The following is a 17,727-nucleotide window of genomic DNA, read 5'->3' as shown; positions in this document are numbered from 1 at the left end:
AATGGCAGATAAACAAGATAATAATAAAAATAATAACTTTTTTAATCAAAATCCCCTTATAACGTTTGCAATTTTTTCAGTTGCGGTGATTTTGATATTTAAAATGATGATAGGTGAAGGTGGCGGTTCATCTTCAACACTAGGCGGTGGAGCTAAAGTAAAGCAGGTTAGTTATTCTGAATTAAAAGCTCTAGTGGAAAATAAAGAACTAAGCAATGTTGAGATTGGACAAAGTTATATCCGTGCAAAATCAACTGACGGTGCTACACTTTATACTACAAGAGTAATTCCTGAAGATAACGGTCTTGTAGAACTCCTAGATAAAAATAAGATAGAGTATACAGGTTTTAGTGAATCAAACTGGTTTACAGAGATGTTTGGATGGTTGTTCCCATTTTTACTAATCCTCGGTATCTGGATGTTTTTTGCATCGAGAATGCAAAAATCTATGGGTGGCGGTATGCTTGGTATGGGTGCCAACAAAAAGATGGTGAACTCTGAAAAGCCGAGTACGAAGTTTGATGATGTAGCCGGTGTTCAAGAAGCAAAAGAGGAAGTTCACGAGATCGTTGACTTTCTAAAATACCCGGGTCGTTATGTAGAGATTGGTGCTAAGATCCCTAAAGGGGTACTATTAGTTGGTTCTCCCGGTACTGGTAAGACACTTTTAGCAAAAGCGGTAGCGGGTGAAGCAGAAGTACCTTTCTTCTCTGTAAGCGGTTCTAGTTTTATCGAGATGTTTGTGGGTGTGGGTGCTGCACGTGTACGTGACCTGTTTGAACAAGCTAAAAAAGATGCACCTTCTATTATCTTTATCGATGAGATCGATGCTATCGGTAAAAGTCGTGCTGCCGGCGGTGTAATGGGCGGAAATGACGAACGTGAACAAACTTTGAATCAACTACTTGCTGAGATGGATGGATTTGGTACTGATACGCCTGTAATTATTTTAGCGGCAACTAACAGACCTGAGATCCTTGACCAAGCACTTCTTCGTCCTGGTCGTTTTGACAGACAAGTTCTTGTTGACAAACCTGATTTTGCAGGACGTATTCAGATTTTAAAAGTACATGTTAAAGATGTAAAAATGGATGATGATGTAGATCTTGAAGAGGTTGCTCGTTTAACTGCCGGATTAGCAGGAGCTGATTTAGCAAACGTTGTAAACGAAGCAGCACTATTAGCAGGGCGTAAAAGTCAAAAAACAGTAAAACAACAAGACCTTTTTGAATCTGTTGAGAGAGCATTAGCTGGACTTGCTAAAAAATCACGTCGTATTAATCCGAAAGAGAAAAAAATCGTAGCATATCATGAAAGTGGACATGCACTTTTAGCTGAGACTACTGAAGGTGCAAAAAAAGTTTCAAAAGTTTCTATTGTGCCTCGCGGACTTGCAGCTCTTGGATACACTCTAAACAAACCTGAAGAGGATAAGTTTATGATGCAACGCCATGAGTTATGGGCAGAAGTAGATGTTCTTCTTGGCGGACGTGCAGCTGAACAAGTGTTCTTAGGTGAGATATCTACAGGTGCCGGAAACGATTTAGAACGTGCAACTGACATCATTAAGTCTATGGTGCAAACGTACGGTATGACAGATATTGCAGGACTTATGGTTCTTGAAAAATCTCGTCAATCGTTCTTAGGACCAACAGGTGGAAGTACTCGTGAGTATAGTGATAAGATGGCCGAAGATATGGATACATTTATCAAAAACTCTTTACAAGAGCGTTATGAAGCTGTTATAGCACGTTTAGAAGAGTATCGCGAAGCAATCGAAGATATGGTATCATTACTCTATAAAGAAGAGAACATCACAGGTGAGGATGTTCGTAAAATCATTAAAGATTTCGAAGAGAGAGCCGGAATAGAGTCTAAACTTGTTGAAGAAGTTGAAGGGATAGAAGAGGAACTTAAAGAGGATGCTTCTATGAGTGACAAAGAGCAGAAAGATGAACAATAATCTCTTAATCATTGCAAAATATTCTTTTAGTTATGTAGGTTATTCTGCATTAGCTTTTATAATATTTTATATGTTTGGTTTTGAGTTTTTAGCAACACTTGCTTTTTTTGTAACGCTCTTTTTTGGATATATTTTTAGAAACCCGGAAAGAGAATTACAAATCTTTGATAAAAGTAGTATTATAGCTCCATGTGATGGTGTTGTAAGTACTATTGAAGAGATAGAAAGCGGTAAATATAGATACAAAATTGAGATAGAATCTAGTTTTACCGATGTAGGACTTTTACGTGCACCATTGAATGGAAAAGTTGAAAATCTGGCACTTATCAAAGGGACAAAATCCGCGAAGACTTCTAAACTTTTTTCTGATCTTAACGAGTCTTTATCACTTGAAATAGTAAATGAGAAAGAAGAGAATGTAAAAGTAGTTCACACACTAAAACAATCTCCAGTTCCTATCTTTTGTGATCTACATGAAGAGCAAGAGGTTATCAAATCTATGAGATACGGTTTTGCTACAAACTGTGTAACAACAATTTATCTTCCTTCCAATGTTCGATTAAATCTACATATTTCTGAAAGAGTAAAAGCATCAGAGAGCTTAATAGCTTACTTCTCTTGATGCTGTTTTTCAAATAACAATTTCTGAGTATCTATCCCAAAGTCAAAATAGCTTGATCTATAGTTATTTGAATTGATTCCAGAGAGCTGGATAACGGCAGCTTCATAGTTTTTCGCTTCTAAATACAGAAGTGCAAGAGCAAATCTACTTTCATAAAATGATCTATTCTTTACTTTTGCAAGCTCTAAGAGTGCTATAGCATTGCTATGATGTCCTGCAGCTGTAGATGCTACAGCACCAAGATAGAGTGTATAGGCATCAGTTATTTTTCTTTCATCAATAAGATGGTTATATAAACTATATGACTCTTCAAACTGTTTATCAAAAAGCGATGCAAGTGCAAGAGTGTTCTCTATCTCAAGCGTGTAACTGTCTGAAGTGGCTAATTTCTCTTTGAGTTGCTGACGAAGATAGTAAAGTCTACCTGTTAACAGATTGATCTGGATATAAAGATATCTTGTAATATACGGTCCGTAATAAAGATCGTTATAGTCGAAACTTTGATCTTTAAGATAACTGATAATCTCTTTAGCATATTTTACATCATCATACTTATGGAAATGGGTGTCCATATACATAATATGAGGAAGAATATCGTTTGGCAGTAAAGAAACAAGCTCTGAGGTTGCAGCATTAGCTATATCATAGTTATTCGTGTGTGTACCTATGATTGCATTCAGTACTAAATATAAAGGTCTTTTTTTATCACTTACTTGAAGCCAGTCAGCAGCCAATAGATAGTTGTTTTGAGAGATAGTTAAAAGTGCTTTATATAGTTCTTTCTCCTCACTGTCATTTTCCATATGGATTGAGTCTGAGAGGATAGAACGTAGTTTTAGATATTTGTTGTTAGTCAGTTGTGCAGTAAACACGGCATAAAGACCCGCTAAAAAGTTTTTTGAATCAAGATAGTATGATCGTAAAAAGTGTTCATGTGCTTTGTTGAGATTCCCAAGCTGAGCATACGTTAATCCTAAATTATATTGGAGGATAGAGTGTTTTGGTTGGATCCTCACCAGTTTTTGAAAATCCTCATTTGCCTCACGAAGTTGCAGGTTTAATGCTTTTTTAATAGCAAGAGTCATCCCTTTGTTTACATTTGATGAAGAGGAGCTTTTTTTGAGATATTCTTGAGCCGACTTAATATTATCGATAAAAGTATTGGCGTTTCCTTTTCTTATATAGCTGATCGTTTGATCGGCATTAAACATTTTGTATGGTGAATAATAAAATATTTTTTGATAATCCATACTTTTTGAAGTAAGGGTTACATTTCTATAAATTTTTTGTGCCTCTTTTGGATCAAAGAGTGAGTCCTTAAGTTTCACAACTACAGGATAAGGTTTCATAACCTCCTCTGGAAAATCCTTAGAAGCTTTTTTTAGCTCCATATTCGCTTTTTCAACTTGTCCGGCTTTGAGCAATGTAAATGCCATTGCCAATCTTGAACGAAGCACCTCTTTCTCTGCTAGCAGGGATGCTTCAAAATGTTTGACAGCCAAAGTGGCATCACCGACTCTTGAATACAATAACCCTAAAGAAAAATCATTAATCTCATCTGTATTCATCTCTAGAGCATCGATAGCATCATAGTTATTCTCATAAAGTGCATTTATTTTTGCTTTAAGGTTGCTCTGAACCGTTGGATAGGTGTTAGTTGTAGCATTGTTTAAACTATTTAATGCAGAAAGGTAGTCACGTTTATAGTAATTGATTAAACTATAATAGTATGAATAAAGCGGTGAGTTAATTTCGTAAGGGAGATAAGCATAGGCTAAATCGATATAGTATGTAAAACTCTCTTTGTCTTTGAGGTAAAGAGAACAAACTGCTGCATTGATAGCACTTACACATCTCTTTTCATCGTTTTCTATCGCCTTTTGAAAAGTCTCTAATGCTAGTTTATATTGTTTGTCTTTAAGTTGTGCCACCCCTAGGTTATACATAGAGATTGCTTGTGAGTATTGTGCTATTTTTTGATAGAGTGAAAGTGCTTTAAGCTTGTCACCGTTTGAATAGAGATAGTTGGCTTTTGCAATCATTTTTTCTAGTTTACTAGGTTCAACTCTTATCTCTTGTGGAGTTTTAAGTTTTTCCTCTAAAATGCTCTGGCTTGAGAGTGTTGTTAACTCTTCATCAGAAGAGCTTGAGAATATAACAATAGCTAAAATTAAAGTGATTAAAATAATTGCAATCGAGATAAAGATTATAAGTTTCTGTTTTGAAGCATCTTCTCCATCTTCTTTGGCTTCATTGTCAGACGCATCCTTGACCGCATCAATGTCTTCAATGATAATTATCTCTTCTTCTTGTTCGTTAGCCATAGGTACCTAGTTTTTGAAATTATATCACATCAAGCAATTTTAATACCATAGATAGAAAATACGTTAGTAATATAATGAAAAAAGTAAAAAGTATAAGGTTTTATATAGGTAAAGGTTAAAAAAGAAGGAGAAGTAAGTAGAGGGGATTGAACTCAAAGAACGTAATAAGGACGCTTTACATCCCTAAATAAGGGTGTAAAGCTTGAGGGATTGTAATAGTCCCGTCTTCTTGTTGGAAGTTTTCCATAATAGCTACAAGTGTACGCCCAACTGCTAAAGATGAACCGTTAAGTGTATGCACCATATCATTTTTCTTGCCGTTTTTAAAACGGATTTTTGCACGACGTGCTTGGAACTCTCTTGTGTTTGAGATAGAAGAGATTTCACGGTAAGTATTTTGTCCCGGTAACCAAACTTCGATGTCCGTAGTATGAGCAGCACCGAAACCAAGATCACCCGTACACAGGTTTACTAAACGGTGAGGTAATTCTAGTGCAGTTAAAAGGTCAGATGCACACGCTACCATCTCATCGAAAACTTTTTCACTCTCGTCAGGGTGTGTGATCGCAACAAGTTCAACTTTATGGAACTGGTGTTGACGAATCATACCGCGAGTATCACGTCCTGCTGCTCCTGCTTCTTTTCTAAAACAAGATGTATAAGCCGTCATCTTTTTAGGAAGCTCTTGCTCTGTTAAGATCTCATCTTGGTAAAGGTTAGTAACCGGTACTTCAGCAGTTGGAATAAGGAAAAGCTCTGGGTCTTGTACCTTGTAAAGATCATCTTCAAATTTAGGAAGCTGTCCAGTTCCCTCTAACGCTTCTCTGTTAACAAGTGCAGGTACACTTACTTCATCAAATCCGCGTCCACGGTTAAAGTCAAGCATAAAGTTTATAAGTGCACGCTCGAGTCTTGCACCCATACCAAACTGCACACTAAAACGGCTAGTTGCCAGTTTTACACCACGTTCAAAATCGATCCAGCCGTTTTGTTCTGCAAGTTCCCAGTGCTCTTTTGGCGTAAAAGTAAACTCACGAGGAGTAAGTACTTTTTTTAGCTCAATATTATCCTCTTCATCAGCACCATCTGGAACGTTATCATCCGGCATATTAGGGATAGCCATTGCGATAGATTCAAGTTCCTCTTGTTTTACACGCTGCACTTCAATAGCCTCTGCAACTTTTACTTTATTTTCATCAACACGAGCTTTTAGTTCAGAGATATCTTTTCCCTCACGTTTATATACACCAAACTCTTTACTCATAGCATTTTGTGCAGCTTGAAGCGCTTCAAAGTTTTTCTTTGCTTCTTTTAATTCTTCGTTTTTTACTCTTAAAGTTTCAAGTGTAGACTCTTCAACACCTTTTCTTAGTAGTTTTCTTTTTACTTCGTCAAAATCTTTTTGTAATAATTTTAAATCAATCATATCTTCCCTTATCTATACTAATATATCTTTTGCTATTTGAAACTGGTTTGCAGTCATTAAGTGTACTTTTGGATGGAGTTCTTGTAAGTCATCAAAGAGTTTTTTACTGAGTTCAAAACCGACTTTGTACTCCTCTTCTAAACCGCCTTTACTTGCTTTACGCAATTTTTCAAGCCAACAGTCAGGTACGTTAATACCCGGAACATGTGCTGAGAGAAACTGTGCAGTACGAAGTTTCGTAATTGGAAAAACTCCCATGATTAGCTCAGCACTTTTATTCTCAGAACAACACTCTTTATTGGCATTCTCTTTTAACTCTAAAAGTTGTTTTGCATTTTCAATATCATACACCGGTTGCGTGATAATTCCGATTGCACCGTGTTTGATCTTCTTTTGCATCTTTTTTTGTAGCGTTTTAGGATTTTTTGCATAAGAGTTTACAACTGCAAACGGATAGATCGGTTGAGGCCCTATATTGAAAGGTTTACCCGCATAATCCATCCCCGAGTTAAATGCACTGATTATATCTAGGAGTAAAGTGCTGTCACCTTCAAAAACACCTTTTGTATTTGGCTGATCGGAGATAGTCGCAGGATCTCCAGTCAGAGCGAGAATTGCCCTTATGTCAAACTCGTTAGCACCTAAAAGATCGGATTGCAATGCTATCTTATTGCGATCACGCATACTCATTGTTGCTATTACAGGCTTATTAAATCTATCTTGAAGCAGTTTTGCACCAAAAAGAGCGTTAAATTTAAGCTTTGCAAGAGGGTTGTCTGTTGTAGAGAATCCATCTACGAGTTTATCTAAACCAAGATCTTGAATTTTATCTATCGTCGGAGAAAACTGGGCATTGTGTCCTGGAGTTGTCTCTAAAGTTAAATATCTGCCGTTTTTTAGTTTATCTGTCAGTTTTTCAAACAAAAAAAGTCCTATTTCGCTATAATTTCGAAATTATATAATAAACAGAGGAAATTTATGCTAAAACTTGCAGTATTTGACTTTGATTCTACTCTAATGGACGGTGAAACGATCGATTTTTTTGCCGATGAATTAGGGATAGGGGAACAAGTAGCGCAAATTACAGAAGAAGCAATGAGCGGAAGACTCGACTTCTTTGAATCACTTCAACAGAGGGTAGGGCTTTTAAAAGGGCTTGACTTTTCAGTTGTTGAAAAGATTGCACACAACTTGCCTTATATGCCGGGAGCAATCGAGACAATCGCTGAGCTGAAAAAAAGAGGGATGACGGTTGTATGTTTCTCAGGTGGCTTTAGAACGGCAACTAGTTATGCCAAAGATATTTTAGGATACGACGCAGACTTCTCAAATGCCCTTCATGTAAAAGACGGCAAGCTTACAGGTTTAGTAGGTGGAGATATGATGTTCAACTTCTCAAAAGGTGATATGCTTGTACGTCTGCAAAACATCTTAGGTGTAAGTGAAGAGGAAACTTTAGTGTGCGGTGACGGTGCAAACGATTTGAGTATGTTTGCTCATGCCGGAACACGTGTAGCATTTTGTGGTAGAGAAATCTTAAAAAAAGAAGCCAATATCATCGTAGATGAGAAAGACTTAACAAAAATTTTGGAGCATATATAGTGTTAGAAAAAACAGTGTGGAGACAATACCACGACGAAAATAATTTTAGAGAAAAGTTGGCAGAATTTACAAAATTAGATCTTATCGATTTGATTGAAGACGATAAAGCACTTTATGCAGTGTTGAAATCAAAACTGACAAAAAAAGAGTTGAAACTTTTTGCTATGGATACTGCTAGTATCAATGATGAAAACATCAAAGCGGAGTTTGAATATACAGATGACGATCTGGAAAAAGCAAAATTCAAACTCTATAAAAAACTCAAGCAAGATAAAACTAGACTTGCATTTCGCCAAAGCAACTTTGACGAGTTCGGTGAATAGTTTTTGAATTAATCTACTCTTTAAGTAGATGATTGTAATATAATGCAGTTTTATATTTAAAGGGAAATGTTATGACAAAAACTACTTCTTTAGTGTTATCGGCGTTAGTAGCCGGTTCTGTATTTGCTACAAGTGCTATGGCAGATGCTTCAAAAGGGCAAAGAGTTTATTTAAAGAAACTTAAAAGTTCTTGTAAAAAAGATGGACTCAAAACGGGTGCAGATTTATCTAAAAAGAAAAATAGAAAAGAATGGGAAGCTATTCATGAAGCTGGTAAGCTGAAAGAAGAATGGATCGGTATGTGTCCAAGCGGTGAGAAAAAAATTAATAAACTGAGAGACAAAGACATAGAAGATCTTTATGATTTTTGTTGGAAATATGCTAATGACGGTGAAATGCCGGCATGTGGTTAATTTTAGACTCTTTTGAGTCTAAAATCTACTGAGTAATTATTTTAAAACTTACCCTTCTCGATAATCTTTTATTTTCAATATAATTAAAAACCTCTTTTTTTGAAGAACTAAAACCACTCCCGACAATAATCTTACTTAACCATTTTTGTGTAGTTGTATCTTGTGTACGAAATAGTGTCGAAAAAACAGAATAGGCACGTTGCATTGAAAGCTTTTCATTCTTAAGGTATCTGCTAGTGTACTCCTCTTTTGCCCATTCACTTGACGTATGCCCATTGATTTGTAATTGTGCTACAGACTCTTGATGTTTGATCAGAAAAGGGATAAGCTTTTTTCCAAAACTTTTGATAAACTGCTTTTGTTTATCTGTCAGCTTGTATACACCCACTTGAAAAAACAAACTGCTATCAAGTAGTTCTATATCTAGGTCTTGTGTTATTTTTATCTGTTTATTGTGAATCTCTTGTGCAAAAAGTTCACAAAGTTTATCATATAGAGATTTGGAATTGAGTTGAACTTTTGTAATCGTAGTATCTCTGTTTAGCTTCATGATCCACATATTTGTTTCTTGTGAATCGTTATCTGTATGGATGCCTGCTGCCGCAATTTCAGAATTGTTTAAAATTACCAATGAGGTAAAGAGATCATAATTGTCTTCACCGTAATGCTCTTGTCTAAGCATTGCTAGGTTTGAGTCGAGCAACATAGCCAAAGCATCGGTATTGAATGCATCCTTGACATATCCTACACCCATTATAGTTCCGTCTGAGAACTCTTTTATATCATTAAGACCACTTGGATATGTAGTAAATATTTTTTTATCGAGTAAAACATTTTTATAGAGGTCAAATTTAATAAGACGGATATGCTCTTGTTGGAGAGCATTGTATTCTACCAAAGAGACAAGAAAGTTGTTGTCACGAAGTTTGAGTATCCTTTTTGGAGTGAGCAAGTTTTCTGATTTGTATTGTTTGAGCCAAAGTTTATTTCCGTTTTCTGTAACCCTCATCAATGTAGCATCTGTGTGTTGGTTGTAAGAGGTAGTACTGATAACTACAAAACTGCCGTCAGCGGCTTCTACAGCATCTATACCCTTGTCATCATCTTTTGTCCCAAACTTTTTACTCCATTGCATATGGCCGTTTTTTGAAAATCTTGTAAGAAATATATCACTCACTCCAAGACCTGTTTCAAACATATTGTCACTTGTATCTCTTGTTGTAAAAGATGAACCCACTGCCAATACTCCGCCGTCACTTAAAAGTACCAGCTTATTCATACGATCGTAGTTTTTAGTACCGAATATCTTTGTAAAAACTACATTTGCTTTTGCATCAAGTTTAACAACTATGAGCTCTCCGTCTAAAGTGTAACCACCTACAAAGTACCCATCATCAGGTGTTTTAACAAGTGCCACGGCTTTATTGAAACGAGATAATTTTGCGACTTTTGAAAGAACAATGTTAGCTTGGTCATCTACTTGGACCAGATGCATCTGCATCCCGTACTGTCCTGAAACACTGGCAAGATATTCAAATGGGTCGGAGTATGTTTTAGAGTGGTGTGTTGTTTGTATGTTTTGATTTGAAAAACCGATAGCCGAGATTGTTCTATCGTAGTTTTGAGTAATATCTAAGAGTGCTGCATCAAACGGTTTATGAATAATAATAGAGAATTCTTTTTGTTGTGCAAATAGGGAGATAAAAAGTAGAAAGGGTAAAAGGAAATGTTTCATATGCTCACTTTTTAAAAAAGTAAAAGCAAAAAATATTCCTAATTATAGGTTTTAGGAGTAAAAGACCTCAAAAAGAGGTCTTTCGTCATTTGACTATTTTAAATTTTCAAATGGATTAGTTACAACTGCTTTACGAGTTACAGTGTATGGTACTAATGCAGCTGCACGAGCACGTTTGATCACAGTTGAGATCATGTCTTGGTGACGTTTACAGTTACCTGTTAAACGACGTGGCATGATTTTATATCTCTCTGAAAGAGAAAAACGTAAGTTTGCTACATCTTTATAATCGATGAAGTCAACTTTTGCTTCACAATATTTACAATATCTTTTTTTGTATTTTCTTTTTTCTGACATGTTATTACCTTTTATATCTAGTTTTTTCTAAAATGGAATTTCATCTTCATCTATATCTATTTCAGGTATAGAGTTGCTACTAGGCATCTCTCTACTTTGTTGAGCCGCAACTTGTTGCTGAGAGTAGCCTTGATTTTGTTGACCGTAGTTTTGAGTAGGTTGTTGCTCATAACTTGGCTGTTGTTGCATTTGTGGTGCTTGGTATGATTGCGCTTGCCCCTGCATAGGAGCATTGTAATCATTACCACCAAAATTACCCTGTGGCATATCTTGAGACATTCCAGGTGCACCCATTGATGGGTTTGTACCTTTAGCATCAAGCATTTGCATAGACTCAACTATAACAGAGTGTTTAGATCTTTTTTGTCCATTTTGGTCAACCCATTGTTCAAAATTCAATCTTCCCTCTACTAGGATTTTACTCCCTTTACGAAGGTATTGGTTTGCGATCTCTCCGCTTCTTCCGAAGAAAGTGATATCTACGAAACATACTTCCTCTTTTCTTTCACCGTTACTTGTGAATTTACGAGTTGTAGCGATTGCAGATTTTGCAATTGAACTACCACCTTGAGAGTATCTAAGTTCGATATCGCGAGTTAAGTTCCCAACCAAGATTATTTTATTGAACATTAGTTTTCCTTAAATTATTCAGCAGCTTCTTCTGTAGCTGGTGCTTCTTCTTTAGCAACTGGAGCTTTTTTAGCTTTTTCAACTAATGCATCCCATGCTTTTACTTCACTGTTTTTTTCGTATTTGATAGTTACGAAACGAAGAATTTCCTCGTTAATACGGAAACGTCTTTCAATTTCAGTAATTGAAGATGGTGCTACTGAATAGTAGATAACATGGTAATAACCACGTTCGTTTTTAGCGATTGGGTAAGCAAGTTTTCTCATTCCCATTGCATCTGTAGCAGCGATTTCACCACCGTTAGAAGTGATTACTTCTTCGATAGCAGCAATGCTAGCTTGAATCTCTTCAGCAGTTAATGTAGGTTTTACGATTACTAGGTTTTCGTATTTTCTCATATCGTATGATCTCCTCTTGGTATTGCCTGTTTCTAGGCTTTTGTTTCCCTTTCGGATCTGAATATAGTGTCATTATTTGACATTACAAAGAGAAAGGAACTCGGAATTATACATAAGTTATGCTTAAATAAACCACATAGTATTTGTACTAATTTTATGACAAATTGCCATAGATTTTAGTGATTTAATTTTTTTAGGATATAGTTTCAAAAATAAGATAGATAAAGTTTTAAAAATATGGCAAGAAAAAGAAAAAAGAAAACATCGTCAAGTTCAAAAATACTTACTTATACGGCTTGGTTTTTAGCTATTGTAGCATTGATGCTGAGTTCATTGGTAGCTGGGTACTATTTTGGGTTTAACGAAGGAAAAGAGCAGATTAGCACTCTTGTAAAAAAAGAGCAGCAAAAGCAAAAAGAGTTACTGAAAAAACTTGAAAAAACGGCTAAAATTGAAAAACAGGATGTGACAAAAAGATTACAAGAAGTCTTGAAAAAAGAGTCTAAATCATATACATCGGCTTCACATGAAATTGAAGACACTACACTTGTTAATCCTCCAAAGAAGGTAGTTGAAAAAAGAGTTGTCACTACTCATAAACCGGAGTTGACAATTATTATTGATGACGTAAGTACAGCTTCGCAGGTTCGCGCTATAAAATCTTTGCAAATACCATTGACTATGTCTTTCTTGCCACCTAGTCCTGCACGTCCTAACTCTGCAAAGTTGGCTGCAAAAGAGAGCGGCTATATGGTTCACTTACCGATGGAGGCACAACATTTTTCCAAAGAAGAACCATATACTTTACGTGTGCATGATTCGCAACAAGAGATCTTTAAAAGAGTAGAAGATATAAAACAACTTTTCCCAAAAGTGGAGTATATCAATAACCATACAGGTAGCAAGTTTACCTCAAATGAAGTGGCTATGAACAGACTCTACTTTGCATTTCAAAAGTTAGGATTACATTTTGTAGACAGTAGAACAACTGCACAAACACAAGCACCGAAAGTCTCAAAAAATTACGGTGTAAAATATGTTGCCCGTGATGTTTTTCTAGATCATCATATGGAAAAAGAGTATGTAAAAGAGCAGATCAAAAAAGCTGTAGAGTTTGCAAAAACACATGGAAAAGCTATAGCGATCGGCCATCCGCATAAAAATACTTTACAAGCTTTAGCCGAGTCAAAAGCACTCCTTAAAAGTGTACAGCTTGTAAAAATAGGTACCATGTACTAGTTATGATTGCAAAAATAGATTTTGAGATAGATAGTTTAAACGCTATGAAAAAATATCCTGAAAATCTCTACTATAAAGGTAACATTGAGTTATTGGAATCTAAAAAAATATCGGTTGTAGGAAGTAGAAAACCAAATCAATATGCCCGAAATATCACACAGGAACTTTGTTCCAAATTAGCCTTAAGAGGTATTAAAATAGTCAGCGGCGGAGCAATTGGAATAGATGCTATTGCACATAAAAGTGCGGGGGCTGCAAATACTATTATGGTAGCAGGGACAGGTTTAGATGTCCGCTATCCTGCTGTGAATAAAAACCTGATCCAAGAGATAGAAAACAAAGGGTTAGTGTTAAGTCAGTTTGCCAAGGGTGAACCCTCAAGAAGATATAACTTCCCTCTTCGAAATGAGTTGATCGTAGCTTTGAGCGATATCTTGATCGTAGCGTATGCTGATTTAGATAGTGGAACGATGAGAAGTGTAGAGTATGCTTTAAAGATGGAAAAAGAGATCTATGTGTTTCCTCATAGGTTAGGTGAAAGCGAAGGGAGTTCTCAACTTCTTAAAGAGGGTAAGGCTAAGCTTATCTATAACATTGATGAATTTATAGAACAGTTTGGTACGAGAGAAAAAAATGAAGTTGATGAAGATGAGTTTTTACTCTTTTGTAAAACAAATCCAACGTATGAAGAGGCGATGAAGAAAGATGCTACAAAACTTTTTGAGTATGAGCTTCTTGGTAAAGTAGAGGTAAAAAACTCAAAAGTCTACATCGTATCACTATAAAAAATTAAAGTGGATTTATTAGATTCAATTAAGATTTGATTATATATTTTTTAGTTACAATCAAATTAATTTGATAAAAGTAGGTAAAATGAGCCTTGTTAAAAGAACACTTCTTTTTATAGTTCTATTGTCAATACCACTTTTAGCAACTCAAAAAAGGGAGATTTATTTTTCTCCCCTGCCTATGAAAAATGAGCAAAAAACTATTCAAGCTTTTATCCCTCTTATAGACTACCTGCAAAAGAACAGCTCCTTAACCATCAAGTTTAACTATCAAAATAACTATGAAGATATTTTAAAAGGTTTTGAAGATGGAACCATCGATATAGCTTATCTTGGACCTTTACCATATGCAATATTAAAATCAAAATATCCAGATATTGAACCGATCGTTTCATTTAAACAAAAAGATGGAAAAGCTTTTTATAGATGTGCACTATCTAAATTTAGTGAAGATAAGATTGATTTTGATAAAAAATTAAAGATTGCACTTACACAGCCGCTTTCTACCTGCGGTTACTACGCTACAAGAAAACTGCTAAAGAAAAAATTTGGAGTTGCCCTTGAAGAGCAGCTGTATAACTATACAATGTCACATACAAATGCATTAACTTCTGTAATGAGAGAGGAGTTTGTCCTTGCCGGCTCAACCGAAGCTATTGCTAAGCAGTATGAATCACTCGGTATGGATATTGTAGCTGTAAGTGAACTGCTTCCGGGATTTACTATAGTTGTCAATAAAAAAACGCTTTCAGATCAAGAGATCACAAAGCTTACCTATACACTTTTAAGTATTCCAAAAACAACTTATGAAAAGTGGGACCTTAGTTTAAGATATGGTGTAGTACCTGCAGATACAAAATTATATGATAGTTTAAATATAGATTGTGAGATACCAAAAGAGGGGAATATGAAATGATAAAAAAGGTTCTCCTTAGTTCTATTGTTTTTATTGTTTTCGTATTTTGTTTATTTAAATATCTGGATCATATGAAAGAGGTGGCGATAGTTGACTATAATCACCATGCGCTTCTAACTACTAAGGCAACCTATAACGGTGTTATAAATACTTATGAGGTTGCAGGTCAAAAAGATTTTAATTTTCTTTTACATAACGATACTGTGATGAATCTGTTACACAGTTTTAAAAACTCTAAAAGTGAAGAAAAACGCAATCTTCTACGAGGAAAACTCTACAGGGCTTTATATAAATCATATGATGCGATGAAAGGGATGTATGTACGTCAGTTTCATATACATACTGATGATGGAAAAAGTTTATTGCGAATGAATATGCCTTGTGAAAACGGGGATTCTCTTATAGATTTAAGAAAGTCTATTCAAATGGTGAATCGTGAACATAAACAAGTGATAGGGTTTGAAGGGGGAAGGCTCTTCTCAGGTTACAGATATGTTTTTCCAATAATAGATAAAGGTGAATATCTAGGAAGTGCGGAGTTCTCGATCGCATTTGAAGGGATAGAAGCAAAACTAAGTAAACTGATGCCAAACTCTGTTTTTGCATTGATTGTAACAAAGCATGAAAGTTACGACAAAGTATTTAAGTGGCATAGAGGATTGATCTCCATATCGGATTTTGATAAAAACTATTATATAGAGAATCCTGAAATATCAGCTATTACAAAGCGTAACTCAGAAAATAAACTTGTGTCAAAATTGACTGAATTAGCAAAACAATCTCCTCACTTTTATGAGGAACTTCAGGAACACAAAGATTTTTCGGTCTCTATTATCGATAACGACAAAGGGTATACAGTTAACTTTATCAGTTTTGTAAATACTGATCAAAAACATGCCGGGTATTTGATCTCCTTTAGTTTACAAAATGAGATATTAGATATACAGCATGAGTACTTAATCTATAAAATTATTGCATTTGTAATAAGTGCAGTGATGTTTATATTGTTATTTATAATTTTATATCAGATTGAAAAATTACGTAAAAATAGATATAGATTGCAAGCAATAAACGACTCTTTTTATCATGCACAAAAAATTGCTCATTTCGGTTCTTTAACGTACGATCATATAAAACAAAAGTTTTATTTAACTGATGAGGTCTATAAGATCCTTGATATCACGCCTGAAACATTCAGACCTTCATATAAAGCGTTTTTATCACTTGTACACCCTGAGGACCGTAAAAAAGTACACAAGGCATACACGGAATCGATTAAAAACAAAACTACCTATGAGATACATCATCGTATCGTGACAAAGGATGGGGAGATACGTTTTGTAGAGGAACATGGAAGTCATGAATTAAACAGTAACGGTGACATTGTTAAAAGCTTTGGCAGTCTTTATGATATTACGGAAAGAGCAGCAGCATATGAAAATTTGGAAAAGTTTATTGACCTTCAAAGCTCGATAGTTGTTTTAACAGATGGTAAGCAGTTTAAATTTGCAAACAAAAGTTTTTACCATTTTTTTGGCTTTGAAAACCTAAAAGCATTTAAAGAAAAGTATGACTGTATATGTGAACGTTTTATAGATCATGAAGGTTTCTTCTCTTTAAAAGATGTGAAAGAGGGGGAGGAGCATTGGATTGAGAGTTTGTTAAATCTTTCCAGAAGACAAAGAATCGTCTCTATGTTAGACAGTACTGCGACTCCTCATGCTTTTAGTGTCACAATCAACAAGTATAATAATGAAAATTATGTAGTTGAGTTTAATGATATAAGTGACTCGATGCTTGAAAGGCTGCAGCTTGAAAGACAACTCAACCGTGACCAACTTACAAGCGCACACAACCGTGTATATTTTGAAACGAATATAAAAAATATAATGAAGTTAAATCAAGATAACAATGCAAAAACCGGAATAGTGTTCTTTGATATAGACCATTTTAAATTGATCAACGATACCTACGGACATGATGTGGGTGATGATGTTTTAATCGCTTTAGTTCAGGTTGTAAAAGAGGAGATCCGTAAATATGATCATCTTATACGCTGGGGTGGTGAAGAGTTTATTATAGTTACACGTGTAGACTCCAAAGAGAGTCTTCAACAAATGACTGAACATATTAGAGTAAAAATTCAAAACCATTACTTTAAAGATATATCAACGCTTACTTGTAGTTTCGGTCTTGCTATACATAATGAGGGTGAAAATATTAAACAAACTATAACTCGAGCTGATGAAAAACTCTATGAAGCAAAAGAAAATGGGCGAAACCAAGTCCGAATATAAAATTATTTGAACAATAATTAACTATAAAAATAACAAAAATAGATAACTTTACAAACAAAAATAGTAAAGAGTTAAATTTTTAATTATCCTATAATCTCATTAAAATATAGAAGGAATAGGGAATGATTAAAAAAATAGCACTTGCATCGTCTGCATTAATGATTTGTGCATCAACAATCATGGCAGAAGAGCATCATCATGCTAAGTCTGGTGAGTTTTACGTAGTTGTAAAAGGTCTATATACTACAGGTGAGACTATAAAAGAGGGTACAGATATCACACTTGATGGGAAAGCAGGTCGTGGTTTGGGTATTGATGTTGGTTATACTCTACCATACCACTTTGCGGTTGAACTTGATACATCATATAGTAAAAATGATGTAACTGAAGATGACGGTGTTGACATTGTAAACGGCGTTGCAAAATACTGGACATATGCAGCAGACGTTACATATACATATCCTCTAACTCACAGTATCGGGATTATGGGAAAACTTGGATACGAGTTTGAACATGAAAAAATCGATGAACTTAATGTTGATCTAAATGACAACGGCATGGTATATGGTGCAGGTGTAGAGTATCATATCAATGAGCATTATGAAGCATTAGTAGAGTATGAAGGCAGCACTATCGATTCAGTTCGCGGGTCAAGTGTTTATGCAGGGATTAAATACATTTTTTAATTTTTATA

General features: G+C 35.3%; 17 protein-coding genes. 10 read left to right on the top strand and 7 right to left on the bottom strand.

Features of this window, described 5'->3' with window-relative positions; translation table 11 throughout:
* Position 1: 1 nt before the first annotated feature.
* Positions 2-1,963 (top strand): ATP-dependent zinc metalloprotease FtsH, encoded by a 1,962-nt coding sequence (ftsH, locus tag QWY88_RS09725; RefSeq protein ID WP_304546192.1) that lies wholly within the window; start codon positions 2-4, stop codon positions 1,961-1,963.
* A complete protein-coding gene (locus tag QWY88_RS09720) occupies positions 1,953-2,585 on the top strand; it encodes a phosphatidylserine decarboxylase (RefSeq protein ID WP_304546191.1) in 633 nt (210 codons plus the stop codon). The genes ftsH and QWY88_RS09720 overlap by 11 nt, the downstream gene beginning before the upstream one ends.
* Here QWY88_RS09720 and QWY88_RS09715 read toward each other — a convergent pair.
* From QWY88_RS09715 to QWY88_RS09705, 3 genes are all read right to left on the bottom strand, one after another.
* A complete protein-coding gene (locus tag QWY88_RS09715; RefSeq protein ID WP_304546190.1) occupies positions 2,573-4,909 on the bottom strand; it encodes a tetratricopeptide repeat protein in 2,337 nt (778 codons plus the stop codon). The genes QWY88_RS09720 and QWY88_RS09715 overlap by 13 nt on opposite strands.
* A 175-nt stretch (positions 4,910-5,084) precedes the next feature.
* Positions 5,085-6,335 (bottom strand): serine--tRNA ligase, encoded by a 1,251-nt coding sequence (gene serS, locus QWY88_RS09710; protein WP_304546189.1) that lies wholly within the window; start codon positions 6,333-6,335, stop codon positions 5,085-5,087.
* Positions 6,336-6,347: 12 nt separating this feature from the next.
* Complete coding sequence (locus tag QWY88_RS09705; RefSeq protein WP_304546188.1) at positions 6,348-7,259, bottom strand: methylenetetrahydrofolate reductase; 912 nt, start codon at positions 7,257-7,259, stop codon at positions 6,348-6,350.
* Between the two features lie 21 nt (positions 7,260-7,280).
* On the opposite strand from QWY88_RS09705, the gene serB reads away from it, so the two are divergent.
* The 3 genes from serB to QWY88_RS09690 all read left to right on the top strand — a co-directional run bounded on the left by serB (position 7,281) and on the right by QWY88_RS09690 (position 8,673).
* Positions 7,281-7,937 (top strand): phosphoserine phosphatase SerB, encoded by a 657-nt coding sequence (gene serB / locus QWY88_RS09700; RefSeq protein ID WP_304546218.1) that lies wholly within the window; start codon positions 7,281-7,283, stop codon positions 7,935-7,937.
* Complete coding sequence (locus tag QWY88_RS09695) at positions 7,937-8,260, top strand: hypothetical protein (protein WP_304546187.1); 324 nt, start codon at positions 7,937-7,939, stop codon at positions 8,258-8,260. The genes serB and QWY88_RS09695 overlap by 1 nt, the downstream gene beginning before the upstream one ends.
* A 71-nt stretch (positions 8,261-8,331) precedes the next feature.
* On the top strand, positions 8,332-8,673 hold the full coding sequence (locus tag QWY88_RS09690; RefSeq protein ID WP_304546186.1) for a cytochrome C: 342 nt from the start codon (positions 8,332-8,334) through the stop codon (positions 8,671-8,673).
* A gap of 25 nt (positions 8,674-8,698) precedes the next feature.
* On the opposite strand, the gene QWY88_RS09685 is transcribed toward QWY88_RS09690, so the two are convergent.
* From QWY88_RS09685 to rpsF, 4 genes are all read right to left on the bottom strand, one after another.
* On the bottom strand, positions 8,699-10,408 hold the full coding sequence (locus QWY88_RS09685; protein ID WP_304546185.1) for an OmpA family protein: 1,710 nt from the start codon (positions 10,406-10,408) through the stop codon (positions 8,699-8,701).
* A gap of 93 nt (positions 10,409-10,501) precedes the next feature.
* Entirely contained in the window at positions 10,502-10,765 is a 264-nt protein-coding gene (rpsR, locus tag QWY88_RS09680) for a 30S ribosomal protein S18 (RefSeq protein ID WP_193113175.1), read from the bottom strand.
* 27 nt (positions 10,766-10,792) lie between these two features.
* Entirely contained in the window at positions 10,793-11,395 is a 603-nt protein-coding gene (locus tag QWY88_RS09675; RefSeq protein ID WP_304546184.1) for a single-stranded DNA-binding protein, read from the bottom strand.
* Between the two features lie 14 nt (positions 11,396-11,409).
* Positions 11,410-11,793 (bottom strand): 30S ribosomal protein S6, encoded by a 384-nt coding sequence (gene rpsF / locus QWY88_RS09670; protein ID WP_304546183.1) that lies wholly within the window; start codon positions 11,791-11,793, stop codon positions 11,410-11,412.
* 237 nt (positions 11,794-12,030) lie between these two features.
* Between rpsF and QWY88_RS09665 the strand changes: the two genes are divergently transcribed.
* From QWY88_RS09665 to QWY88_RS09645, 5 genes are all read left to right on the top strand, one after another.
* The gene (locus QWY88_RS09665) at positions 12,031-13,032 is read left to right on the top strand and encodes a divergent polysaccharide deacetylase family protein (protein ID WP_304546182.1); all 1,002 of its coding nucleotides are present in this window, start codon (positions 12,031-12,033) and stop codon (positions 13,030-13,032) included.
* Between the two features lie 2 nt (positions 13,033-13,034).
* A complete protein-coding gene (locus tag QWY88_RS09660; protein ID WP_304546181.1) occupies positions 13,035-13,817 on the top strand; it encodes a DNA-processing protein DprA in 783 nt (260 codons plus the stop codon).
* Between the two features lie 88 nt (positions 13,818-13,905).
* On the top strand, positions 13,906-14,736 hold the full coding sequence (locus QWY88_RS09655) for a PhnD/SsuA/transferrin family substrate-binding protein (RefSeq protein ID WP_304546180.1): 831 nt from the start codon (positions 13,906-13,908) through the stop codon (positions 14,734-14,736).
* Positions 14,733-17,033 carry a sensor domain-containing diguanylate cyclase gene (locus tag QWY88_RS09650; RefSeq protein WP_304546179.1) on the top strand — a complete coding sequence of 767 codons (2,301 nt, stop codon included), beginning with the start codon at positions 14,733-14,735 and terminating at the stop codon, positions 17,031-17,033. Before QWY88_RS09655 ends, QWY88_RS09650 begins: the two co-directional genes overlap by 4 nt.
* Before the next feature lie 122 nt (positions 17,034-17,155).
* Positions 17,156-17,719 carry a porin family protein gene (locus QWY88_RS09645; RefSeq protein ID WP_304546178.1) on the top strand — a complete coding sequence of 188 codons (564 nt, stop codon included), beginning with the start codon at positions 17,156-17,158 and terminating at the stop codon, positions 17,717-17,719.
* Positions 17,720-17,727 lie beyond the last annotated feature (8 nt).

The sequence above is a fragment of the Sulfurimonas sp. hsl 1-7 genome (assembly GCF_030577135.1).
Lineage (GTDB): Bacteria > Campylobacterota > Campylobacteria > Campylobacterales > Sulfurimonadaceae > Sulfurimonas > Sulfurimonas microaerophilus.
Note: the sequence above shows the minus strand (reverse complement) of the source record. Positions and strands in the feature narration are given on the sequence as shown.